Annotated in this window: 19 protein-coding genes; 4 read left to right on the top strand and 15 right to left on the bottom strand. The window is 47.4% G+C overall.

Annotated features, from left to right (window positions below; all coding sequences use genetic code 11):
• Positions 1-52: 52 nt before the first annotated feature.
• Both BS614_RS09470 and BS614_RS09465 read right to left on the bottom strand, forming a co-directional pair.
• Positions 53-916 (bottom strand): aldo/keto reductase, encoded by an 864-nt coding sequence (locus BS614_RS09470; RefSeq protein ID WP_074096767.1) that lies wholly within the window; start codon positions 914-916, stop codon positions 53-55.
• Between the two features lie 46 nt (positions 917-962).
• Positions 963-1520 (bottom strand): STM3941 family protein, encoded by a 558-nt coding sequence (locus tag BS614_RS09465; RefSeq protein ID WP_074093791.1) that lies wholly within the window; start codon positions 1518-1520, stop codon positions 963-965.
• 505 nt (positions 1521-2025) lie between these two features.
• On the opposite strand from BS614_RS09465, the gene BS614_RS09460 reads away from it, so the two are divergent.
• The gene (locus BS614_RS09460; protein ID WP_074093790.1) at positions 2026-4041 is read left to right on the top strand and encodes a S9 family peptidase; all 2016 of its coding nucleotides are present in this window, start codon (positions 2026-2028) and stop codon (positions 4039-4041) included.
• Positions 4042-4183: 142 nt separating this feature from the next.
• Here the strand turns inward: BS614_RS09460 and BS614_RS09455 are convergent, their stop codons facing one another.
• On the bottom strand, positions 4184-4873 hold the full coding sequence (locus BS614_RS09455) for a stalk domain-containing protein (RefSeq protein ID WP_074093789.1): 690 nt from the start codon (positions 4871-4873) through the stop codon (positions 4184-4186).
• A gap of 410 nt (positions 4874-5283) precedes the next feature.
• On the opposite strand from BS614_RS09455, the gene BS614_RS09450 reads away from it, so the two are divergent.
• Positions 5284-6477, top strand: a complete 1194-nt coding sequence (locus tag BS614_RS09450; protein WP_074093788.1) for a MalY/PatB family protein — start codon at positions 5284-5286, stop codon at positions 6475-6477.
• Positions 6478-6661: 184 nt separating this feature from the next.
• Here the strand turns inward: BS614_RS09450 and BS614_RS09445 are convergent, their stop codons facing one another.
• The 11 genes from BS614_RS09445 to BS614_RS09390 all read right to left on the bottom strand — a co-directional run bounded on the left by BS614_RS09445 (position 6662) and on the right by BS614_RS09390 (position 18578).
• Positions 6662-7273: an ABC transporter ATP-binding protein gene (locus BS614_RS09445; RefSeq protein WP_074093787.1), complete on the bottom strand. Its 612-nt coding sequence runs from the start codon at positions 7271-7273 to the stop codon at positions 6662-6664.
• Complete coding sequence (locus BS614_RS09440) at positions 7263-8219, bottom strand: ABC transporter ATP-binding protein (RefSeq protein WP_074093786.1); 957 nt, start codon at positions 8217-8219, stop codon at positions 7263-7265. The genes BS614_RS09445 and BS614_RS09440 overlap by 11 nt, the downstream gene beginning before the upstream one ends.
• A 2-nt stretch (positions 8220-8221) precedes the next feature.
• A complete protein-coding gene (locus BS614_RS09435; protein ID WP_074093785.1) occupies positions 8222-9229 on the bottom strand; it encodes an ABC transporter permease in 1008 nt (335 codons plus the stop codon).
• The gene (locus tag BS614_RS09430; protein ID WP_074093784.1) at positions 9226-10221 is read right to left on the bottom strand and encodes an ABC transporter permease; all 996 of its coding nucleotides are present in this window, start codon (positions 10219-10221) and stop codon (positions 9226-9228) included. The genes BS614_RS09435 and BS614_RS09430 overlap by 4 nt, the downstream gene beginning before the upstream one ends.
• Before the next feature lie 42 nt (positions 10222-10263).
• On the bottom strand, positions 10264-11922 hold the full coding sequence (locus BS614_RS09425; RefSeq protein WP_074093783.1) for an ABC transporter substrate-binding protein: 1659 nt from the start codon (positions 11920-11922) through the stop codon (positions 10264-10266).
• A gap of 287 nt (positions 11923-12209) precedes the next feature.
• Positions 12210-12743, bottom strand: a complete 534-nt coding sequence (gene nikR, locus BS614_RS09420) for a nickel-responsive transcriptional regulator NikR (protein WP_074093782.1) — start codon at positions 12741-12743, stop codon at positions 12210-12212.
• Between the two features lie 52 nt (positions 12744-12795).
• Positions 12796-13821 (bottom strand): alpha/beta hydrolase, encoded by a 1026-nt coding sequence (locus BS614_RS09415; protein ID WP_084174470.1) that lies wholly within the window; start codon positions 13819-13821, stop codon positions 12796-12798.
• 80 nt (positions 13822-13901) lie between these two features.
• A complete protein-coding gene (locus BS614_RS09410) occupies positions 13902-15005 on the bottom strand; it encodes a hypothetical protein (RefSeq protein ID WP_074093781.1) in 1104 nt (367 codons plus the stop codon).
• A 286-nt stretch (positions 15006-15291) separates the two neighbouring features.
• Positions 15292-17319, bottom strand: a complete 2028-nt coding sequence (locus BS614_RS09400) for a hypothetical protein (protein ID WP_074093779.1) — start codon at positions 17317-17319, stop codon at positions 15292-15294.
• On the bottom strand, positions 17294-18196 hold the full coding sequence (locus BS614_RS09395) for an ABC transporter ATP-binding protein (protein ID WP_047841850.1): 903 nt from the start codon (positions 18194-18196) through the stop codon (positions 17294-17296). The genes BS614_RS09400 and BS614_RS09395 overlap by 26 nt, the downstream gene beginning before the upstream one ends.
• Positions 18189-18578: a GntR family transcriptional regulator gene (locus BS614_RS09390; protein WP_017690307.1), complete on the bottom strand. Its 390-nt coding sequence runs from the start codon at positions 18576-18578 to the stop codon at positions 18189-18191. The genes BS614_RS09395 and BS614_RS09390 overlap by 8 nt, the downstream gene beginning before the upstream one ends.
• A 1218-nt stretch (positions 18579-19796) precedes the next feature.
• On the opposite strand from BS614_RS09390, the gene BS614_RS09385 reads away from it, so the two are divergent.
• Both BS614_RS09385 and BS614_RS09380 read left to right on the top strand, forming a co-directional pair.
• Positions 19797-20708, top strand: coding sequence for a futalosine hydrolase (locus BS614_RS09385; protein ID WP_210436970.1), 912 nt, complete (start codon positions 19797-19799; stop codon positions 20706-20708).
• The gene (locus tag BS614_RS09380) at positions 20705-21547 is read left to right on the top strand and encodes a 1,4-dihydroxy-6-naphtoate synthase (protein ID WP_017690309.1); all 843 of its coding nucleotides are present in this window, start codon (positions 20705-20707) and stop codon (positions 21545-21547) included. The genes BS614_RS09385 and BS614_RS09380 overlap by 4 nt, the downstream gene beginning before the upstream one ends.
• Before the next feature lie 1176 nt (positions 21548-22723).
• Here the strand turns inward: BS614_RS09380 and BS614_RS09375 are convergent.
• Positions 22724-23347: a pyroglutamyl-peptidase I gene (locus BS614_RS09375; RefSeq protein ID WP_074093778.1), complete on the bottom strand. Its 624-nt coding sequence runs from the start codon at positions 23345-23347 to the stop codon at positions 22724-22726.
• Positions 23348-23350: the final 3 nt, after the last annotated feature.

Raw genomic sequence — 23350 nt, 5'->3', positions numbered from 1 at the left:
AGATCGTGAAGATCTGCTCTGCATAACTTTATTAATCGTATTGTTATCTATTTTACACGATATCTAAAGGTACCTTACCTTTAGGCGCAGGGAATGCCTCATCCAAACGAGTGAGTTCCTCTGGTGTCAAAACGATATTCACTGCTGCTGCATTGTCTGCCACATGATTCAGCTGCACCGCCTTGGGAATCGCCAGCACATCTCCATCCCTGATCACCCAGGCTAATGCGATCTGCGAAGTCGTAACTCCTCGACCCTGTGCAATCTCCTCAATGACTGGATTCTCCAACAATTCACTTCGAAGTCTGCCACCCTGAGCCAGTGGACAATACGCCATAACAGGAACGTTACGTTCCCGCATCCAGGGAAGCAGATCATGTTCAATACCACGCGAAGCTGCATGGTAAAGCACCTGATTCACCATGCACCGAGACCCCTCCGGCAGACTCCATAATTCCTGCATATCCCTTGTATCCAGATTCGATACACCCCAGCGAAGGATTTTACCGGATTGTTTCAATTGTTCCAATGCCTGAACCGTCTCTTCGAGTGGTACTCCTCCCCGCCAGTGGAGCAAATACAGATCCAGACGATCTGTACCAAGACGCGTGAGACTACGCTCACAAGCGGTAATCATCTGCTTGCGATCTGCATGATGGGGATATACTTTGGATACGAGAAAAACGTCATCACGAAGGCCCGAGATGGCCTTTCCCGTAACAACTTCTGCCCCGCCTTCTGCATACATCTCCGCCGTATCAATTACGGTCATTCCCAGTTCAATACCGGAACGCAGTGCCCGTACTTCTTCTTCCTGGCTAGATTGCTTCTCTCCCATGTACCATGTGCCTTGTCCTATCGCAGGCAGGGCAGTTCCATCCGGAAGCAGAATCGTGCGTGTTTGATTACCATGCATCATCTATATTCCCCCATTCTGAAGACTTATGGACATTGTAACCTCTCTAACGACGATTATACGAATCATAAATCATGTTATCACTCACATGCCTCCAGTGGTTCATCATCATGATATACAACTGATCCAGTGACATTGTGAGGCTACTTTGGGCAACGCTGATGGTTGCATCGACCATATTGCTGTTGACCGTCATCAACTTGCGTTTCATCCCGTTCTGGCGATCCAGAAAGGCTTTCTCGTCCCGCAATTTGACCCCGATCATTTTCTGTCCCATTAATTCATACATAAAAATATTTTCAACGTCTCTCCAGGCCACTGCTCCTCCTGCGGTATAAGAAGATGCATCCACAAACCCATCCTCATCGATTACAAAAGAAGGTTCCTTCTTAATCATCTTTACCAGACTGTAGCAAAAACATAGCCCAAAAAATAAAATGGAAAGAAGTCCAATCACATCCGAAAGGATGGAATCATTCGTAACTGAGGAATTATCAAAAATCAAAAAAAATCCGGCTGCCACAAAGAGTGCCGCCCCTGCCGTAAGCCACGCCATTCGTTTCCGGTTTGGATATTCTACATGCTGCTCATAGGATGTGCTCAACGTGACGTTCCTCCTCCATTGCGACTGAATCATACGAGTTCTATATAAACGAATGGCTAAGAACCAAATACCTGAATGTTGAACAGGAATTGCATTGTACATTAAACCAAATTCACCAATGTTAAACATTAAATCAAGACCATTTTTCGTCATTTCTGCGCTTATTCAACATTAGGATTCGTCATCCTTCGAGCAAATCCTTTTAACACACCTACATGAATTGAACAAAGAATGTTTGCACTGACCACTCCGATGACAGAACAACTTTCCGATCGCTGTTATCCCCAGATTTTTCGATTCCACTTTTTCAAAGTGAAAATCCGGGGATAGCCTATGCTTCCGATGCAGCTTTCTTTCAGAAAGCTTTTAGGCGAACGCTCCGCTTCTTCAGGTTATTTCTGTCCCCTCCGTTGTCACCCTTATTGTCCTGCCCCTAGCTTTCCGTTAATATAAATGGAAAGGTTAGGAAATTAACCAATTCTAATTCATGGTGGGAGGACAAACAATGATGAGTCAGCGCGGCATAACAGCGGAAGATCTTTATCAGATTACATGGGTTAACGATCCAACTCCGTCCCCTCAAGGCGGACAACTGGTATATGTAAGCCGGAAAACGAATGAAGCACGTGACGGTTATTGTTCTCACCTAAGACTGCTGCATCTGGGAAGTCAGAAGGACAGGCCTTTTACCTCTGGAGAGAAGGATCATTCCCCTGCCTGGTCGCCAGATGGGTCTCAGCTTGCTTTTATACGAGAGGTTGATGGTAAATCCCAAGTGTGGATCATTGCAACAGATGGCGGAGAAGCACGGCAAATCAGTCACCTGAAACATGGCGTCAGTTCCCTGCTCTGGTCACCAGATGGTCATACTTTACTTGTGAAATCATCTGTGGATATGAGCGGAGATGAAGAATCAGAACATACAGATCCTATAAACGATAAACCCAAACTGCTGCAAGAACATGTTGTTGACCGGATTCGAATGAAATCAGATGCAGGAGGATTATGGAACGGAAGACGTTCCCATCTCTTCACCATCGCGCCCATTGACGCGTACGCGGAAGCAACCCCTGTAACTACAGGTCATTATGACGTTGGTGACTATGCCTGGTCACCGGATGGAATATCCATCGCTTGGATTGCGCAGATGCCTGAAGAAGGCGAGGACCATAATGATTACACCCTGACTAATCATGTGTACCTTGCCAAAGCAGACGGATCGGATGTGCAGCAGTTAACCCCGGAAGGATATACGTTCAGCCGACTGGCCTTTGCACCGGATGGACAATCCATTGCACTGCTCGCCAGTGACCGTTCCTATGGAAATGCCACACTTGTGAAGCTGTACACCCTTCCAGTATCAGGTGGTGAACTCGTATGTCTGAGCACGGATTGGGACGTACAGTTGAACCACAGCATTGTTGGCGACATGCGATCACATCTGACAACTACGGGGCCAGTATTCAGCAGGGATGGTTCTTCAATCTTCTGTCTGGCGACCATCCATGGTAGTGTACGCATCGCCAAATTCGCACGAGACGGCAGCAGTGCCGACTATATATGGCCTGACGAACGGGAGATTTATCAATTTGCCGAATTGGAAAACGGGCAGATCGTTGCTGCTGTTGCCGATACACGAAATCCTGGTGATCTCTATATGTATGAACAACCGGAAGATCCCGGGGTAGAACCGATTCAGCTCACCCGCAGCAATCCACAGCTTGAGGATGAGATGCACCTTAGTACACCGGAAACCTTCTGGTTTAATTGCTCAGATGGCCTGCGTCTGCAAGGATGGATCATGAAACCTCATGGCATGGTCGACGGGGTCAAAATCCCGACCATTCTGGAGATTCATGGCGGCCCGCACATGATGTATGGTTTTACATTTATGCACGAGTTCCAGATTCTCGCCGCACAAGGCTACGCTGTTGTGTATATCAATCCACGCGGTGGCCTCGGATACGGGCAGCAGTTTGTAGACGCATGTCGCGGAGATTACGGCGGTGGAGATTATCGCGATCTTATGGAGAGCGTGGATTATGCCCTATCCCAATATGAGTTTATCGATGAATCCAGATTGGGCGTAACCGGAGGCAGTTATGGTGGCTTCATGACCAACTGGATTGTTGGACACACGGACCGCTTTAAGGCCGCTGTTACCCAGCGTTCCATCTCCAACTGGCTATCGTTCTATGGTGTCAGTGACATTGGATATTTCTTCACGGAAGACCAGATTGGTGGTAACGCGTGGGATGACACAGAAAAACTGTGGAAACATTCCCCACTCGCTTATGTCGGCAACGTCAGTACTCCGCTGCTCATTTTACATGGCGAACAGGATCTGCGGTGTCCGATTGAACAGGCTGAGCAATTATACATTGCGTTGAAACGGCGTAAACAGACCACTCGTCTTATTCGTTTCCCAGGTGCCAACCACGAGTTATCTCGTGGAGGTCACCCCCACTTAAGGGTACGGCGCCTGGAGCATATTGCCGGTTGGTTTAACGAGTACTTGTAACGGACTAATATTTAGACTATTAATTACACTATTAATTTAGAGTATAGGACCAGATATAGATTAAACCCTAAAAGCCGTCCAATGAAATCTGTTATGATTTCAACGGACGGCTTTTGCTGTTCACCTTTTATAGAAGGAAAGATTACTCTTCGCCCCACACTACGGTGATTTCATTCAGATCCTTGTTGGTTGCAGACACCGAACCTGTGATCGTTACGGCATATTTGCCATCTTCACGACCCACGATGTTGAAGCTGTCTGCCTGTATATCCTGAGTGTTCTGGCTCAAGTTTTTGGTCTGGTAATAGTCTTTGTAGGATGTTCCAACGGTTAGCAACGTTTCTTTCGTTGTGTACGTGAGCACTACTTTTTTGTTACCATCCATTATGTTCTCAATAAGACTTGTTGCCTTCGCATCCTTAGGTAATGGGAAATCAGCCGGAAGATACTTAGACTTCACTCCTGCCGCCTGTGTGTTTGTACCTGTTGAGGGCGATGTCGATTCGCCGTTGCCTGTGGATGTTGACCCACCAGAAGAGCTTGAAGAGCCGATGCTTACTTTATTGTTTTGGGAATCATACTTCACTTCGGTCTTCAACGCATCTGCAATCGAACGAACAGGGAGATATGTACTGCCTTGATATGTAATTGGCGCAAGCTTTTTGCCCTGGTCACCTGTCGGTGTAAATTTCTGTCCGTTCACTTCGATGGCGAGCCCATGGTTCAGATAAGCTTTAATTGTCTCCAGTTGTGTACCTGCATATACACCTGCCGATCCGGTTAACACCATGCCAAACACACCCGCAGCAATCAACCACTTTTTGCTTTTCATCCCTAAACGCCTCCTGAGTTCAAATGTCAGCCTTATGCATAATACGATTCAAGACGATCGCTCGATGTACGCGAAAGACTCATGTAGTTATGCTCATCATGTATGGGTACGAGCTTATTCGGATAACAGCCCGTTGTTCCACCAAATGTTAGCAATATAATAGCATCTGACAAGAGGTTGTAAACGATAAATGGACAAAACAGGACCAAGGGCGTACAAAAATAGTCTTTGTCGTATGCCCGCTGTTCTCTGGCTCCTTAAGTTGTTCTTATATGAATAAAGTCCTGAATTCCAGACCATTTATATTAAGCTAATCATACACGCACAACAGTTGCGAAATTACCCAATGTATGGATAATTATTTGTCGATTTGTGGTCGCAGGAACGGAACTCAAGGGGGATTAAATACGATGAATAACAATAACAGTACATTTGACCAGCCTATTAACCGGATCTCTACCGGATCAGAAAAATGGGATGCGCTTGAGGATATCTTCGGTGCTGCTGATGCGCTTCCGATGTGGGTGGCCGATATGGACTTTGCTGCTCCACCATCCGTCATTCAAGCCCTGCAAACACGGATGGAGCACGGGATTTTTGGTTATACAGTGCGGACTGAAGCGTATCATGCAGCTGTTGCAGGCTGGATGGAACGGCGCCACAACTGGAAAATTAACGATGACTGGATTGTATTCACTCCAGGTATCGTGCCCGCACTCAGCATTGCTGTACAACGATTCACTCAACCGGGAGATGCAGTGGTCATCCAAACCCCGGTGTATGCTCCCTTCTATGAAGTAGTAAGTGGTCAAGGCCGTGAACTGATCACCAATCCTTTAGTAGAGAATAATGGTCATTACACGATGGATCTGGAACAACTGGAATCCAGCTTGCAGACCGGTCGGGTCAAAATGCTGATTCTGTGCAGTCCTCATAACCCGGTTGGACGGGTATGGACTCGTGAAGAGCTTGAAGGGCTTACATCACTGTGTCTGCAATACAACGTACTGATGATTTCAGATGAAATCCATGCCGATCTTGTTCATCAGCGCGGAACTCATACACCACTGACCCTGATCTCAGACGCCGTCTCTGATCTAAGTATCATCTGTACGGCTCCAAGTAAAACTTTCAACATTCCTGGCCTCTCCACATCCAACATCATCATCCCCAATGCCAAGTTGCGAGAATCGTTCGCGCAGGGTGTAAAAACGATGGGACTTGCCAATATCAGCACACTGGGGGCTGTTGCAACCGAAGCTGCTTACAATGATGCCGAGGAATGGCTGGATGAGTGCCTTGCCTATATCCGCGGAAATATGGAGTATGTACAACAATATGTTGCGGAACATATGCCTCAGATTAAAATGCATCTGCCCGAAGCGACCTATCTGTTATGGATGGATTTCCGGGAGCTGAATATCCCACATGCACAACTATGCAACATGCTGCTTCATGAAGCGGGGCTTGCTTTCAATGACGGGAGTTTCTTTGGAACAGAGGGTACAGGGTTCATGCGTATTAATGTAGCCTGTCCACGTTCCACGGTTGAAGAGGCGATGCGCAGGTTATCTGCGTTGCTAAGCAATGTGTCGTGCAAATAAGCGTCAGTTACATCTATGTATGTTTCGAACAAAACGTGTACTGTTCGTTAAATGGTGAATATTTGTCAAAATAGAAAAAGGGGTGCCCCGTAGTCAAGTCCATGATTCACATTCATGGTTAATGACTTCACAAGGGGCACCCCTTTTGCATTTGATCATTTTATTTATTCGACCATAATTAAAATTACAGTGACATCGATATCGGCATCGGTGTAATTCTGTCGCACAATCTGTTCAGCAAATCCCGATCATGGCTTATGATCAATAGCCCCAGATCACGCTGGCGAGCCACTTCCATCACGGTATGCCAGATCTGTGCCTGAGTGATTGCATCCAGCATCGTTGTCATCTCATCTGCGATCACATAACGTGTCGCTGTGCCAAGCGCCCGCGCCACACAGAAACGTTGCAGTTCTCCACCGGATAATTCAGTCGGCCTACGGTCCAACCAGGTCTGCTGAATACCCAAAGCTTCGAGCAACTGTTCATCCTGCACAGACGCCTCCTGAAGTACACGACGCATCCGCCAGCGTGGATTCACAGCCTTCTCCGGATGCTGGAATACCAGCTGAACCGGACATACTCCTGTACGTGGGAGTGGTTTCCCATCCAGAAGTACTTGTCCTGCCACAGGTTCTGCATATCCTGCAAGGATGCGTCCAAGGCTTGTTTTTCCACAGCCACTTGGTCCCCACAAGCCAACGACTTCGCCTTGTTTCACCTGCATATTCATCTGCTGGAACACCCACGATTTCGGATCATAACGGTAACTCACGTCCCGTGCTTCAAGTGACATGGAAACACCTCACTTCTCCGCCCCGTACCTTACGAAGCTCTGGACGTTCACCGATACATACAGCGGTTGCTGCACTACATCGGGGAGCAAATGAACATCCTGTCGTAATCTCTTGACCTGCCAACGGCTGGGAGCCTGGGAGTGGCTGAAATCCGTTCTGCGGCAACGCATTCCAGAGCGCTTTTGTATATGGATGACGCAGACGTTCTCCATTCCCTTTAAAATCATCCACCAGCGTCGTCTCTACATTGGTACCCGCATAAAATACAGAGATGCGATCCGCTGCCGTCAGGGCTGTCGTGATATCATGGGTGATCCATAGAATGCCTACGCCTTCATTCGCAAGTTCGCGAAATTGCTTCATTGTCTCAGCCAGTACTTCGGGATGAATGCCTGGTGTCGGCTCATCTGCAATGATCAGCTTGGGCTGACCGGAGGTCGCTGTAGCCATCAACACCCGCCTTGCCATACCTCCGGACAACTCAAACGGGTATTTCCCGGCTGTTCCTTGAGGAAGATGATAACGCTCCATTAGCTCCTGCTCCGTCTTTTTCATATGAGATCGAGTTATGAAGCCTCGTTTCTGTCCGGAATCTCGGGTTACCGGCTGAACTTGCCTTCCCACCTTCATCAAAGGGTCCAAATAACTGACGGATTGTGGAATTAACATCAGTTCATCACCACGCAGTTGTAACTGCCGCTCTGGAGTCAAAGGCTCGCCACTATAGCTAATACGCCCCTCCAACCTGGCATTGGCAGGCAGAATGCCCATGATGGCCTGCGCCAGCACACTTTTACCCGATCCACTTGCGCCTACAACAGCCACGATCTCGCCCTCATGTACGGAAAGATCCAGATTCTGAATGACGTAAGTCTGTTCGTGCCCAAACCAGCCACGAGCGCGCCGAAATGACACCGACACTCCCTCAATATCAAGAAGAGCCATATTTACCTCACCTCCCTTGAACTACCCGTACCCGTTAAAGTCTTCAGACTATTGCCCAATACATCAAACGCACGAACAACCAGCAACAATGCCAGTCCAGGGAAAAAGGCGAGCCACCACATGCCAGCAGATAAATATCTCATCGACTCTGACAAAATAATTCCGATTGCCGGTTGTTGCGGGGACAGCCCCAGCCCCAGAAACGTAATGGCCGCCTCATGCAGAATCGCATGGGGAAAGATTAGCAATACGCCCACGAACAGTTGTGGAACCAGATGTGGCAGCATATGCTGCACCGCAATCTGTAACCGCGATTGACCCAACTTGTGTGAAATCTGAATGTATTCTGCGGATTTCAGTTGAATCATCTCCGCTCGTACAATCCGGGCCAGATTCGGCCAGTGCGTCAGCGCAATCGCTGCCGCCACTCCTGCCAGACCTCCACCGAATACAAAGGCCAGCATAACTAGCGATACCAGATGAGGTACACTCAGGAACAGGTCGATAATCCATGAGATTACCCGGTCAGCAACCTTGCTTGAAGCGGCAGTCAAACCCAACAGCAGTGCGATCAATCCGCCACCACATGCAGCAAGCAATCCCACTTGAATGCTGGTTGCCAATCCTTTTAACGTACGCATGAACATATCTCTTCCGAGCCAATCTGTGCCAAATGGATGCGCCCAGGTTGGAGCCAAATTCCGATCCATTAATGAAGTCAGCGTAGAACCAGCGGGAAGCAGTCTGCCCGTCAACCACACGATGACAATCCAGATCACCGCGAGGCTTCCCCAGATCACCGCTCTTTGACGAGGGTTTCGGAAACGTTGATTGCTGGCAGCCGTATAATCTTTTCTCGTTGGGCGTGTTGTTCCTGTTCCTTTTCCAGTCTCAGCCTGTAGAGACCCTGTATTAATGTTGTACCGTACCTCTTGATTCGCAGTTTTCACTTTCTGTATTTTGGCTGTTTCTGCCGTCTGCTCGGAGGAGCGTTCTAACGTCCGCTTCATGACATCAGCTCCTCCTTCATCCGTGGATCAATCAAGCGATACAGAATGTCGGCAACCATATTACCTGTAAAAACAAAGATTGCACTGCACATCACAAGTCCGAGCAGCAATGGAACATCTCCACGCAAGCCCGCCTGAACCGTCGCCTGACCAAGGCCGGGGTATGAAAATACCTGTTCTGCAAGCACAGCCCCACCAAACAGTTCACTGAACGAAGCAAACTGCAGCGTGATGGCTGGCAAAACAACATGTCTGAACCCATGTCGACGGAACAGCTGAAATCCACGCTCACCTCGCGCTCTCGCAAACAGAATATAATCTGACTCGAGCACATCTGTGAGCTTCTGCCGGGTATGCAAAGCAATAGAGGCTACCCCGGTCAGGCTGAGAGTCAACGCTGGCAAAATCATATGAATAACCCGATCTCCCCATGTAACCTGATCAGCTGACATGCCTGCGGGTACCCCAAGGCCAACTGGCAGCCATCCGAGCCACACCCCAAATACCATCAGCAGCAACAGCGCAATCCAGAATACCGGCGTGGAGGCCAGCGTATAACAATACCAACAGATCAGGCGATCCAGCTTCGAATTCCGTCTCATGGCAGCAACTACACCAAGAGTGAAACCAATGATGCCAGATAATATCCAAGCTACAGCCATAAGTGCGACAGAATTCATGAATCGTTCCTGGATAATATCCGCTACAGGCTGTCTGTAAATCATTGATGTTCCCAGATCTCCCTGAATAAGCGCTTGTCCCCAGGTTAGTAATCGTTCCATGGGAGATTCATTCAATCCCCACCGTTCTTCGATTAAACTGCGCTGTTCGGCGCTTACCCTGATCATGTCTCCACCAATGTAAGCCTCGATCGGGTCCACAGGAGAGAATTGCATTAATATAAAAGACGACACACTGAGTCCAACCAATAGAGATACAAGTCGCAACACTTTAAAACCAACAAATCTGGCCCATCCATTCCTGCCTGTCATCCAATCTCTCCCCAATTCAGGCTAAAGCTACCGTTACGTTTCCTACTTTGTACTGTTATCCCAGGACCATTCCTCCAGATTGGTTGTCACCGGCCAGCCGTGACCATGAGGATGGATCTGCTGCTCACCAATGTTCAGTCCATTCGTAACCAGATACAGATGATCTATATTTACGAGCCATGCCCATGGCGCATCACCCTGATAACTGAAACCTGTTGTTCCATCCCATTCCGCTTTCTGCCAGAACGGCAATGCCTCTTCTTCACTTGTTGCCTTAAGGGCTTTGTCCATCCAAGAATCCACGACAGGATTACTATACAGCCCCACATTGTAATACCCTTCTCCTTTGTGAGTACTGCTATAGAGGTTATAGGTTTCCAAAGGGTCATGACTGCCCCACCCAAACAATACAGCGTTGGAGTAAGCCATCTTTTTCGTCTCTTCACGGCTTTTGCCTTCAACATTGATTTTGATTCCCGCCTGGGCTACCATATCCGCAGCAGCCAGTGCCAGAGATTGTCTTGTTAAATCACCTGCAAAATAAAGCAGATTGAACTCGGCCTTAACGCCGTTTTTCTCGACGATACCATCACCATCCGCATCCACCCAGCCACCAGCGGCCAGAATGCGCTTCGCTTCTTCGAGATTAGCATCCGTAAATACAGCTTCCGCATTGCTCCAAGGCAGATCATCACTGACGGAATAAGCCGGACGACCGTACCCTTCCAGTACGCCCTCAACCAAAGCCTTACGATCAATCACAACATTCACCGCTTGGCGAATCGCCAGATCGGATGTCACATCATTTCCTGCGGGAAGACCCTCGCCCGACTTGGCACCAGCAGGTTGCATGGGGAACATGATGCCACGGTTATCTACGGTTTTCACGGCCTCCAATGTCATGCCATTCACCTGTTGTTTGCTAAACGCTGCCGGTATAGCAGCGATATCCACCGTACCTGCCTGCGCAGCAGCGTAGGCTGCATCTTCATCCAGATAGAGGAAGGTGAGTTTGTGGAATGCAGACTTGTTACCGTAATATTCTTCATTGGCCTCAACGATGGCCTGTTGTCCTTTGTCCCACTGAACCAGCTTGTACGGTCCTGATCCGACCGGATGTTCTGCATAATCAGCGCCATAGGCGTGTTCAGGCACAATGCCAAGTGTCGTCAGCAGACTGATGAATGTAGACTGCGGCGACTTCAGTGTAAATACAACTGTGCTATCATCAGTTGCCTTCACATTAGCCATATTCGTCAAATCAATGACAGACCCACTCTGAGCAGCCGTATCAAACGTAAATTTCACATCTTCAGCCGTAAGTGGCTCCCCATCAGAGAATTTTACATCGTTCCGAAGTGTAACCATCCAGGTCAGCCCATCTTCACTAACTGAGTATGCCGTTGCCAGATCGTTAACCAGTTGTAACTTGGCATCCCTCTTCAGCAAGGTACTCTGGAAAAGCGGTGACCCATATTGCCCCCATCCGGTTGTTGGATCAAACCCGCCTTCCGGCTCGGTGCCAACGGCCAGCACCAATTCGTCTTTGGTTAAGGCTGTACCTGACTGTCCATTCTCTGCTGACGAAGCTGTTGGCGCTGTGCCCTGTGCACAACCAGATAAACCAATGGAACATACAAGTAAAATGCCTAATCCTGTTCTAACTTTTCGTTTTCCCCATCTCCATGAAAATCTGCCCATTCTGGTCGTTCCCCCTCTAAAGTTGTGCTGCACTCACTTATTTCGTGTTACTTTTTAGAGAAATTGTAGCACAAAACACAAATCATATATCAACAAAGTTCACTTCATAATCCATATTTTTTCATATTTCAGAAATAATAATTAAAAAGTTATATAACCGAGCATTTATGCCGTCCTATAAAGTTAGGTATTATAACAAACAACAAAAAAACAGACGGTTGGCATCTAACCAATAGTCTGTTTTTTAGATTTGCTATATTTTCATAGAAATTACACCCGTATTTGTCTTACTCCGCAGAGCGATGATGATGGCTGTGAGCATGCTGCCCCGCACTGTGATTATGATCCAGACTTTGATCCGGGTTGCCATCCTGACGACTCTGAGCATGAGCCAGTTTGTTGAGTTCATCCACATAAGTCACAGACAATTCTGCATACAATACTCCTTTTTGCACCTGGATCTGTTGATGCAAATGACGCAATCGTCCCAGATTCCCTCGTACGGCAATAACCTCCAGGCATTGGTCATGGTTCAGGTGCACGTGCATATTGGAAATGATGTCATGATGCGCCTCGTGCTGCAGCTCCATCAAACGAATGGGAAGATCACTGATATGGTGATCGTAGACCATCACAATGGTGCCAGCCACATCCTGGTCGGATTGTAATGCAGAAGGTTGCAGTAATGTTTTGCGAACAAGATCACGGAAAGCTTCGGATCGGTTTTTGTATCCCTGTTCCTCAATATACTGGTCAAACTGCTCAATCAGAGGTGTAGGAAACGCCACCCCGAATCGGGTCAAATCTTCTTTATCTGCCATGCTTCTCCTCCTGCGCCCTCATTTGCTTCGAGTGTACCACAGACTTGTCTGCTCATCGACTATACTGTTGCATGAATCGTACTGCCGAATGTATCGCCTGTTGTCCAGCTTCAGTCCCCAGATCAAATTGATAATCATGTCCCAGCTTCTCTGATGAGTTTGAGAAAAACAAGGTTTCCACCTCAACATCAAGGCGCTTCAATACTTGTGCCAGCTCAATCGATTGACTGGTCAACGGGTCATCATTGCCTGAGGTAATAAATGCAGGTGGATACTCTGCTGTGGCCTGAAGCACGGTCGACATTTCATGCAGACGTGGATAGTCTTCAAATGTTTTGACTCCCGTATATGACCAGAGAAATGTCCGTATGAGTGGAAAGCCTGTATTGGCTACCGTGCTTAGATTGTATGGACCACAGAATAGCAGAACCCCACGCAACTCTTCCGGCTGGGCGGCTGGTTTTATGTTCATCAGCTTGGCGAGAGATGGATTGGTCACCACTGCCGCAGTCTGACTTGCAATCTGGGCACCTGCCGAATTGCCTGCGAGAAATATGTTTTCCGGGTCACCCTGATACTCACTGACATGGTTCTTCACGTAAGTCAAAGCCTGATTCGCCTGGATCACGGGAATGGGATATTTCGTATCCGGTGCGAGCGCATAATTCATACTGACCACAACGTAACCCTGCTTGGCTAATTGAACGGCATAATCTGCGATATCCTTTTTGTCACCCAAGACCCATCCACCACCATGAACCCACAACACAACAGGCAAAGGTTCCGATGTTACGGAAGGGTAATAGATATCCAGTGTACTGTCATTACGCCCTTCGTCTGCATAGGGTACATCCACAACACGAGTTATCCCATCCGAGAGCATAGTGTCCGTGCTATTTGTGTCTGGATTAGCAGTTTCAATTAATGATTTTAATAAAAATACCGTTATTTTGGGTGTCCATTGTGTACCAATCCCAATAAAACCTATGATCAAAATTAGTACAACGCTGGGAATCCAGTAACGTTTACGTTTAAAACCTTTTGCCCCCGTACGTTTCGTTTCCAACTTGGACTGCAATAGCTTCACCTCGTTCCATCATCATCGAAGCGTCTTTACATCTAAAGTTGTGTACGTTGCAGAGAGGACCGGGTTTCCTCTTATTTGGGTCTCTTGGCGATTTCCTGTCTGACTTTCACATACGTAGTGGATACGTTTTGCTCCAGTGTATGAATACTTTGTTTTGTTCCTGCCCACTTCTCTGCTACAGACGCCAAGGTGTTCAATGAGCTGAGTACACGTGACGTTTGGCTTTGTTTTGTACTCTGTTTGAACTGTTGTAGAGCTTTTGAATATCGTTCTTTAGCCAGACTCGCCTGTTTTTTAGCCGTTTGAATCTGTTTCTTCGCGGAGTCGGCCCCTGCTAGCATAGCTCGTAAACGTTTTATTTCAGCGCTCTTCCGTTTACGTGCTTCAGCAAGTTCCTTTTTCTTGATCCGGATGTCTTCTCTGGCAAGTTTCACAACGGGTTTCAACGTCTCTGCCTGAGTGCGGATCGCTGCACTCCATTCCTTATTTTTGATGGCTTTGGCTGCATCCAACTGTCTATTGACTGAACTGTATAGGGCAAATAGCGGTTCATATCGGGCCTGTGTTTGCTTTACCTTTTCAGCTAGAACTGCGACCTTCGCGTCATCGGTTTGTCTTATTTCTACACGTAATCGCTCCAATTCCGCGGTATTGGAGGCATGAAGTGTCTTTATTTTTTGTTCCCAAACCTGCTCTTGAGCCTTCCAGTTCCCCACTTTATCGTACGCTTGCTTCAACGTTAACTTGGTTTGTGCGTCGGCTTTGTTCAAAACGGAATCCCATGCTTTTTGCGCCGTTACGCCAAGATCTAAATCCGCTGCTTCGACTGAAGAAGCAAAATAGATCGTGCCTGCGCTGAACAGAATCACAAGCCCTATGAGCAGGCGTGATCTGAAAATAAGATGAGCGAATGATAGGAATTTACCAGGTTTGCCTTTACTTTGACGTATTACGTGACTACCGCTATATCCTGTCAGAACATGAGATGCACTTACTCTTGTCTCCATTGGATCTATGTCCTCTAAAGCTAAGTCTTCGAGATGCTGTCGCCCCTTCTCAACTTTGATCAAGCCATGATGATCTATGAAGTTATGTGAGCTTGATCGTTCCAATAGGGAACAACATGCCATGGCCTCCTGTTCATTTATCGTTTCCTTCCATGCTTCTGTTTGCATGCGTCTCTACACCCTTTCTTCTAAAATATTTAGCAGAATAGCCAACGAAATCAGCGAACGACAAAAAAGCACCCGCAAGTCAGGCATTTGCCTGCTCTTACGGGTGCTTCCCTCATAAGCCGTTCCATATGAGATTCGATTGAACGAGTCGCTCGAACCTTTCCTTTTTCTAATATATTCCATTCTTTGTATCTGGTCAAGTAAATCTGATTTCACTGGTTGAATAAAACTTTCGATCAACGGGAGAACCCTTCTCGCTTATAGTTAACAACTGATACAGCTCAGCTTATTGATTGACCAAAATAGCTTTCATTGCCTCGGTCAGATCCTCTTCTTTTAACATCATATAGATGTTCTCGCCACGAGTTACATTCAACTTGATCTGATAGATGGTATCTTTCTCTGATAGATAACCAGACCGTTGACGTTTGAGCAAATCGCTAATGATTTCTTTGTTTTGGGTTGCGACCTGCTTCTTGATGCTTAGACTCCCATCGATATATTCTGGCTGCGGATTCGCCCACTGAAGAAAACCCGGACTGTTGATCTCCTGCTTCGCAAACTGTGCGGAGATAATCTCGTCTGCTTGGACAAGCAACTGATCGTATAATTTGTTCTCCTTCAGCCAAGCCAATACCCGATCATAGCTAGGTTTGATCTCAAAGTTCCACATCTCCCTCGGTTGAGATGGATTTTTCGAAGTAGAATCCTGATTCATCTCCGCGTAAGCAAACGACTGCCACGGCGAGCGCTGTTCTTCATAGGTCTGGTCCAAAATGTCCTGTTTCAAGAGTTCCTTGAATTCACGGACTTGCTCCGGATTGCTAATGTACACCTTTCGGTATGAACTAGTGGAAGAGCGAATGCCAAAACTTAATGCATCCTCTTCCAGCTTATACGTTTCAAAGGCGACTCTTTTGTAATCCTGGGACTGTTTCAGAGCCATTAATTCCTGATGGAATTCGGCTTCTGGAATATAGTATTTACGTTTCATCACCTTGCCGTTATCCAGCTTGTAGTTAATAAATACATACTCATCATCACGCATACCTGGATTGATTGGATCATTCAGTATAGGAAGATCGGAATCCACAATTTTTTGATGAAGAGCGATAACTGCCCCCATGTATTCCGGATCATTAGAATAGAGGTGAGCATCGTCCATCTTCTGATTGACACCGTTACTATAGATATAACGCTCCCCACCAAGCTTGATGCTGTTCACTTTGTTCAGTTCAGGCACTCGCGCAGCGTATCCATTCCAGCCGGCAATAGGGATGTACAATATCAAACCAGCGACAATACCATACAAAATCAGCTTGGGCAGCAGCCCGCTGCTCCAGATCAGCCATGTTTTGCGAATAATCATCTCGGCAACGATATAACCTACAATTCCACCAAGAACATATCCGAAGATTCCCCATCCAGCTGATCCTCTTGGAGCAATAATCGTGAAGTAAGCTCCGCCAATCAGAACCAACGTAAACATTAAACCAAATCGGAATATAGGTTTCACAAGAGTAAATGTAACTGCTTGCGTAGCAGATTCAACCTGTCTTCTCGCATAGAGCACATAAGTCAGAGGAATAAACAGGATTGCGAATATCGAATAGATTATAAGTTCTCCATTAGTGATAGGAGCATAACTGATTGAAGCCATGCGAAGAACAAGTGACATTTCTTCCGCATTACGTCCCAATTCATCGTACGGATATCCAAGCAAATAATGCTGGAGATGAAGTGACATAATGAACCATACGACAACAGGTAACAAGAGGAGCGCGTATACGGTAAGCCCCTGCAACACAGACTGCCCGATGCACATGCCGACCGCCACAGTAAGCATGAACATAAATAGCGAGTAGATACTCATGCTCAAGCCCCACATCCAGATCGTACTGCCATCGAACAGAAACGCAGGTTGATCCAGTACCGCCCATACCCAGCCGGTAATCGCAGTTGTAATCCAGATTGGAATCAGGATCATGGCAAATCCGGTCAATAGATTAATCGTTAATAGATGTTTACGACGTAACGGCAAACTATGGAACAGATCCGAAGGTGCACCAGACTGAATATACCGAAAAAGGAAGATTCCAGCCGCTACGGGCAGTGTGATAGCGAACAGAATCTGCACTTCACCATTGGCCTGAAACAAACTTGTAATCTGCTGTGGCACATCCCTGTACTCGGTAGCGATATATAACGGAAGTGAGAACAACAATGTGATGAGAAATAAAATGCCTATCCATCCATGCTGTCTGAAATTTTGGATCAGGATGCCCCGGTTACAGAACAATCGGTTGAATATCATACCCTGCGTCCTCCATTTCATATATAAAGATTTCTTCGAGCGTCAAAGGCAGTACATCCAGCAGATACGGATCATGTACACGGAATTGATCCGTTACCTGTTGTCGGTTGCCTTTGACAATGTACAGGGATACACTTCCCCGTTTCTCTTCATGCAAAATATCAATCTGCTCATCCATGGCTTTGGCATGGTCCGGGTGGCGGAATGCGACTTGGATTTTATGCGTATCGGCCTTCAGATCATCGAGATCCTTCTCTACAATAATTCGGCCTTTGTGCATAATCGCTACATGGTCACACAGATCTTCGATCTCACGTAAATTGTGAGACGAGATAACAATAGTTACTTGACGCTCAGCTGCTTCCTGGAACAGCAAGTTTTTGATCTGCTGGCGCATGACCGGGTCGAGGCCGTCAATCGGCTCATCCATCAGCAGCACTTCAGGCATACAGCTAAGTCCCAGCCATACGGCTGCCTGACGGCGCATGCCTTTGGACATGCGATGTAACTTGCGTTTCACATCCAGTTTGAACACAGTAGCCAGTTGCTTGAATCGTTCCTCATTCCAGCGCGGATATACCGAACGATAAAATGCAGCCATCTGAGTTATTGAAGATTGCGGAAAAAAGTACGGCGAATCGGCCATAAAAATTGTGCGGCCTTTGAGATCCATATTTTCATAAATCTCATTATCTTCGATACGAACAGTCCCGCTGTCCTGACGGTAAATGCCAGCCATCATTTTGAGCAGCGATGTCTTGCCTGCCCCGTTGGAACCGAGCAAACCATAGATCGACCCCTTATGTATGTGCATCGTTACGCCATCCACTGCCTTTTCCTGTTCAAATGCTTTGACGACTTGATTCAGCTCAATCATGAGGCTCCTCCTTCTCTATACGGGCCATCGCTTCCTCAAACAAAAGCGTCATATCCGCTTTGGTCAAACCGGAATACGAAGCTTCTGCAATCAACTTCACCAGAGACTCTCTGATCTCTTCTCTCATGGCTTCATTCGGATGTTCCACTGACGATGATACGAAGCTCCCTTTTCCCTGCAAAGAATAAATGTAACCTTCACGTTCAAGCTCACGATACGCTTTCTGAATCGTATTTGGATTCACGGTCAGCTGCGTGGATAACGCACGAACGGAAGGAAGCTGCTCGTCGGGCTTTAGAATACCGTATACGATCATTTCTTTGACTTTGTCCACTAGTTGCTCGTAGATCGCCTTACGGCTGCGTACATCTAATTCGAACATCCCGCACCTCCTTTCTGTAAATGTGTGAATAACCTATGGGTTTAAATGACTGTATCTAAGGTGCATGTGTAGTTATCTCGGTGTAAAAAGGCGTTACCTGAGCTGTACAGCTGTACGTATTCAACTCTTAGGTGTATTAACTGTACTACTATTATTAATACAGTTAAATCGAATTGTCAACCGTTGACTTTGACTTCTTGTTTTATTGGGAGTACGTTAATAAAGAGAGATCATATGGTTTATTTGACATATCACACTACTGGAAGCAAGTTCATTTCGGCTTAGGATGGGGCTCGGATCAGGGTGGCATTCACATGAAATGAGGCAAAAAGGCTATCTGAGGCGATGTGGTTAGATGTGGCTACTTGAAATGATACGGCTACCCAAAATCTTTGCTTGACCGCTTTTGACAGAATTACATGCAAAGGTTGTTCAGGTCTTTCCCCTTCCGTTATGATGGAGATGGAATTATGTTCAGTAATCACTGTATCTTTGTTACTTCTTTGTGTGCGTTTAATCTGATTGATTGTTAGGTCTGTTATGCGTTAGATGTGTTGTGTTGAGTTGTCTTGCGTTATAGACCTATTGTCTGCACAAACGGTAGGCGGTACAGTAGGCAGCTATATCAAAGTTAGCAAAACTGTGTATTTGCTTTAAATTCGGGTTTGCACAAATGAGCTACTATGCAGTGGTCGAGTGCAGACTGGGCCCGTTATTCATTTGGCTTGTTGGTCTAAAAATCCGAAGGTTTATATATGATTCGCGTTGAATGGGTCGGGCAGACTCCAGCCTTTTCAATCGTTTATCTGTTCGTTTGGAGGGCCAACTCGTGCTGTCCGTACTGAGCATACATATTGTAGATATGTCTTTCAAAGGGTGGACACGGACATGAGAAAACACTCCGGAATTGATATTCTACATATAGATCATTTTTAAATTTATATCTGAAAACATCTATATGTAGTGTCTCATTTTCTTGGATCGATATAGTATCTTTTTAGAAAAAGTGTCCACTCTTTGAAAGACAAAATTAAGATAAATGTCCTTTTTTAGTGGACAAATATATCCCGAATTCCATTTATATAAGCTGAACTATACATTTACAAGGAAATATAGAAGTCAGTAATAACCCTAAGAAGTGTAACTAGAAGCCTGTTGTAAGAAAGATACTATGGAAGCATATGTTACACTTCTAATACCTCATAAGGAGAATCCGAGATGAATGAACATAGACAGGATGAAGATCAGAATAATAAACCAAACTCAAACGCATCATTCGAAAATAGTGGACACCACGGGGATTCAACTGGGGAAATAAACACTTCAGGTATAAGTCCGGTACAAGCAAACTCACAACAACGTGTGTTAATTGTAACTGCGGTTGATGCGGAAAAAGATGCGGTCCTCCGCGGCTTGGGAGATACGGCCGCGGAACAATTTGACGTCATCGCCGCGGGCGTTGGCCCAGCCTCGGCCGCTGCGGGAACATCCGCTACATTGGCATATGCCGTAGTGGCTGCGGGCACTAGGGCGTTGGCGAAGGGTTCCACTACGCCAAGCTCATCCGATGTGGCACAGGCATCTGCCACATCGGATGGGCCGGGGCCCCTTGCCGGGACCGGATCTTCACCAGCCTACATGCTGGTGATCAGTGCCGGCATCGGCGGCGGGTTCCCGGGCCGGGCGGACGTCGGCTCCCTCGTGGTAGCCGACGCCATGGTTGCCGCCGATCTGGGCTCGCAGACGCCAGACGGCTTCCTTAGTGTGGACGAGCTCGGATTCGGCTCGTCCATTGTGGCGGCGGACGCGGAGCTTGCCGCTCGCCTGCGCCATGAGCTGCAGCGGGCTGGGCTAGCTGTCAGCGGAGGCACTGCGGTCACCGTGTCTACGGCGACCGGAACAGCGGAGACGGCTGCGGAGCTATTGCGCCGCGTGCCGGATGCCGCCGCCGAAGGTATGGAAGGCTTCGGCGTGGCAACAGCTGCCCAGCAGTTCGGCGTGCCAGCACTCGAACTGCGGGCCATATCCAACGCGGTCGGTCCACGCGACCGCGACGCTTGGCGCATCAAGGACGCCCTCGATGCGCTCCAGGCCGCAAGTTCCATTTTACGGGAGGTTATTACATCATGAAAATTGCATTTTCCCCTTGTCCAAACGATACATTTATCTTTCACGCGTGGGTGCACGGGTTAATCCCGGGCGCACCTAAGCTGGATGTCCGTTATGCTGATATTGATATTACCAATGGTCTGGCAGCGAATCCTGATGGACCCGACACACCTGAAGTGATGAAAATATCTTATGCAGCACTGCCATACGTGTTATCTGACTATGCTCTGCTTCCTGCTGGAGGCGCACTTGGCAGAGGATGTGGTCCTTTGGTTCTGACCGCAAACGGCACGACCGATCCAGCATATCTGTCTGGACGACGGGTCGCTGTACCAAGCGAGCGCTCGACAGCATATCTATTATTCCGTCTGTGGGCAGCGCAAAATGTTCCTGGCGGTGTAGGCGAGATTGTTGTTATGCCATTCGACCAGATCATGCCTGCTGTGCGAGACGGCAAGATCGATGCCGGACTTGTCATCCATGAAGCACGCTTCACGTACCAGAACTATGATCTCAAACTAATGACAGATCTTGGGAACTGGTGGGAAAGCGACACAGGCCTTCCGATCCCGCTTGGAGCAATCATCGCACGTCGCAACATGGATGCTCATGCCCTCGCCGGATGGGCACGCGCCTCCGTTGAATATGCATGGGCGCACCCTGATGAGTCGAGAGCATACGTTATGGAACATGCCCAAGAAATGGACCCTGACGTAGCTGCACAGCATATCGGCCTGTACGTTAATGAGTTCAGCGCCAACCTGGGTGATGATGGTTACGGTGCAATCACTGCACTGCTTGGCCGTGCCATGAAAGAAGGACTCGTTCCCGAGTTCGACCTTGATCTGTTGCGAATCTAACATCTATATCTGTACGCTCTTATCTAAAGAACACAGCACATCTTATCTAGCCGAATAACGTGGTATGAGAATTCTAAAGAATCTCAGACACCGTATTCGGCTAGAATTCGTTCATATCGTCGACAAACTCGCTTAATTCCACACACAATAATGCTTCTACGATTCGTTAGAAATTGGTGTGTGCAGATTTTCGGCGAATAGCGTGTGCTCGATTCGTTGAGTCCGTTCCAAGGCGTTCTGATGAGCAAGCTTTGTAGAAGCCTATTCGGGGATTCGAAATTTAAGTGGTTTGTAAAAGTAGACTTAGGGTGCTACAAATTCGCAGTTTTTTTCTCTTACGAACCCAGTGCACCTTATTTAGCCAAATATCATGCTACGAAAATTCTAACGAATCCCAGACACTCTATTCAGTTAGAAATCGGTCATATCACCAACAAATTCGCTTCATTCCACCCAATAACGATCCTACGATTCGTTAGAAATTGTTGTGTGCGGATTCTCGGCGAATAGCGTGTGCTCGATTCGTTTGAGTCCGTTCCAAGGTGTTCTGAGGAGTAAGCTTCGTAGAAGTCTATTCGGGGTTTTCGTGGATACAAACCACTTAGCTAGCCAGGGTGATGGTGGTGTCCTTGCGTCTTGTTTCTTAAGAGCTTAGTTACTTAGGGTTAGTAAAGGTCGTATTCAGGAGGGCACGAATCGGAGTCTGTCCTTTAACTGCCCCGTAACTGTTTTGCTGAATTCCTACTTTCCAGCAACAGTTGTATAAGCCTTACCGGGTTTGCGGTTTGCGGTTTGCGGTTTTAGAGTCTAACCTTTAACTAGGCAAAAAACTTTCATCAAGATAACTGCTGCAAACTAGTGGCCTCACTAACCATGTCTGACTACACTGCACATGACACATGACACGAAATAGAAAGAGCTGTCCCCTAACGTCAGACTTATGACGATGGGACAGCTCTTTTTTTTCTCTATGTTCAACTTCATATCTATCACCCTACTCAACCCCAGATCGAAGCAGAAAGAAACCCATGCAACTCCACGCTCTCCACGTCATCTTGAACCCAACTGTAATCCTTCCCAACCCACTGCTCTCCCTCTCAAAAGGGCGGTCTACGAATCCAACCAACCGTCACCTACGATCTGCTGCAACCGCAGCCGAACGATTGCAACCATCCCCTACGAATCAGCCACAACCGTGCGGATCATGATCCGCAGCGCATCCAGCATCATGGGAATAGGCAGCGAAGGGACGGAAGGCTGCAACACCGCCATCTCTGTTGAGGCGGGAAAGTGTACAAATCCGGCACGGATTGGAAGTTGCCCTACTCGAATATAATCCAGTACCCGGTACATCGTATTGTTGCAGATATATGTACCTGCTGTATTGGAGACGGTAGCGGGGATACCTGCTGCGGACATGTCATTCACCATGGCACGTATGGGCAAAGTGGCAAACAAGCCGTCCGGGCTGCCATCTACAATTGGCTCGTCCACAGGACGCTGTCCTTGGTTATCCGCGTAGGAGCCCGGCGGAATATCTTTGACATTCACGGCAATCCGCTCCGGTGTAATGGACGTTCTGCCCTTGGCCAGCCCACAGGCAATGACAACATCTGGCCGATAGGCTTCCATCTCTGCGATCAGCAGGTCTGCACATTCATCAAAGTGCACGGGCAACAGTACTGTTTTTAGCTCAGCACCCTCGATCACTTCGTTTGCAAGAGAATCCATTAATGCCCCCGTCGGATTCACCGCATCCCCGCCAAAAGGTTCAAACCCGGATATCAGAATCTTCACCATCAC

Origin of the sequence: Paenibacillus xylanexedens (assembly GCF_001908275.1) — a bacterium.
Lineage (GTDB): Bacteria > Bacillota > Bacilli > Paenibacillales > Paenibacillaceae > Paenibacillus > Paenibacillus xylanexedens_A.
This window is presented reverse-complemented; position numbering and strand designations above follow the sequence as displayed.

Coding starts and splice junctions, on each gene's coding strand:
- BS614_RS09470 (WP_074096767.1), bottom strand. CDS start 916: ATGCATGGTAATCAAACACGCACGATTCTGCTTCCGGATGGAACTGCC.
- BS614_RS09460 (WP_074093790.1), top strand. CDS start 2,026: ATGATGAGTCAGCGCGGCATAACAGCGGAAGATCTTTATCAGATTACA.
- BS614_RS09455 (WP_074093789.1), bottom strand. CDS start 4,873: ATGAAAAGCAAAAAGTGGTTGATTGCTGCGGGTGTGTTTGGCATGGTG.
- BS614_RS09450 (WP_074093788.1), top strand. CDS start 5,284: ATGAATAACAATAACAGTACATTTGACCAGCCTATTAACCGGATCTCT.
- BS614_RS09445 (WP_074093787.1), bottom strand. CDS start 7,273: ATGTCACTTGAAGCACGGGACGTGAGTTACCGTTATGATCCGAAATCG.
- BS614_RS09440 (WP_074093786.1), bottom strand. CDS start 8,219: ATGGCTCTTCTTGATATTGAGGGAGTGTCGGTGTCATTTCGGCGCGCT.
- BS614_RS09435 (WP_074093785.1), bottom strand. CDS start 9,229: ATGAAGCGGACGTTAGAACGCTCCTCCGAGCAGACGGCAGAAACAGCC.
- BS614_RS09430 (WP_074093784.1), bottom strand. CDS start 10,221: ATGACAGGCAGGAATGGATGGGCCAGATTTGTTGGTTTTAAAGTGTTG.
- BS614_RS09425 (WP_074093783.1), bottom strand. CDS start 11,922: ATGGGCAGATTTTCATGGAGATGGGGAAAACGAAAAGTTAGAACAGGA.
- nikR (WP_074093782.1), bottom strand. CDS start 12,743: ATGGCAGATAAAGAAGATTTGACCCGATTCGGGGTGGCGTTTCCTACA.
- BS614_RS09410 (WP_074093781.1), bottom strand. CDS start 15,005: ATGCAAACAGAAGCATGGAAGGAAACGATAAATGAACAGGAGGCCATG.
- BS614_RS09400 (WP_074093779.1), bottom strand. CDS start 17,319: ATGATATTCAACCGATTGTTCTGTAACCGGGGCATCCTGATCCAAAAT.
- BS614_RS09395 (WP_047841850.1), bottom strand. CDS start 18,196: ATGATTGAGCTGAATCAAGTCGTCAAAGCATTTGAACAGGAAAAGGCA.
- BS614_RS09390 (WP_017690307.1), bottom strand. CDS start 18,578: ATGTTCGAATTAGATGTACGCAGCCGTAAGGCGATCTACGAGCAACTA.
- BS614_RS09385 (WP_210436970.1), top strand. CDS start 19,797: ATGAATGAACATAGACAGGATGAAGATCAGAATAATAAACCAAACTCA.
- BS614_RS09380 (WP_017690309.1), top strand. CDS start 20,705: ATGAAAATTGCATTTTCCCCTTGTCCAAACGATACATTTATCTTTCAC.
- BS614_RS09375 (WP_074093778.1), bottom strand. CDS start 23,347: ATGGTGAAGATTCTGATATCCGGGTTTGAACCTTTTGGCGGGGATGCG.